A 772-nucleotide genomic window follows, 5' to 3' on the forward strand; every position below is an offset into this window, starting at 1 on the left:
TGACGGATGAGTCGTGGGCGTTGATCGCTCCGTTGCTGGCGCCGGGCCGGATGGGCCGGCCCGTGCGGGATCGGCGCCAGGTCGTCAACGGGATCTTGTGGAAGCTGTCCACCGGGGCTGCCTGGCGTGACCTGCCGGAGCGTTACGGGCCGTGGAAGACGGTCTACGACCGCTTCCGGCACTGGTCCGCCGACGGCACCTGGGACCGCCTCCTAGCCCATGTCCAGCAGCACTCCGACGCTGTCGGGCAGGTCGACTGGACGATCGTCTGCGTCGACTCCACCACGGTCCGGGCCCATCAGCACGCGGCCGGGGCGCGAAAAGGGGGGCCTGGGAAGACGAAGCGCTCGGCCGCTCCCGCGGCGGGCTGACCAGCAAGATCCACCTCGCCTGCGACGGCCGGGGCCGACCGCTCGCCTTCACCCTGACCGGCGGGAACGTGAACGACTGCACGCAGTTCGAACCCGTCATGACCAAGGTCAGGATCGCCCGGCCGGGCCCGGGCAGGCCCCGGACCCGGCCCGACCGCGTCGTCGCGGACAAGGGCTACTCGGCCCGCAAGATCCGCGCCTACCTCCGCAGACGCGGCATCGCCGCGACCATCCCGGAGCGGATCGACCAGATCAACGGACGCATCCGGCGAGGCGAGAGCCTCTGCCGCCTCGACCGGGCCGCCTACCGGCGACGCAACGTCATCGAGCGCTGCTTCAACCGCCTCAAGCAGAACCGGGCCCTGGCCACCCGCTACGACAAACGAGCCACCCACTACCAA

Annotated in this window: 1 pseudogene; it reads left to right on the forward strand. The window is 70.9% G+C overall.

The annotated features are described in order from the left end of the window. A pseudogene (locus tag IE106_RS29980) lies at positions 1-772 on the forward strand (IS5 family transposase); the annotation flags it as partial.

It is taken from the genome of Streptomyces roseolilacinus, from assembly GCF_014649335.1.
Lineage (GTDB): Bacteria > Actinomycetota > Actinomycetes > Streptomycetales > Streptomycetaceae > Streptomyces > Streptomyces roseolilacinus.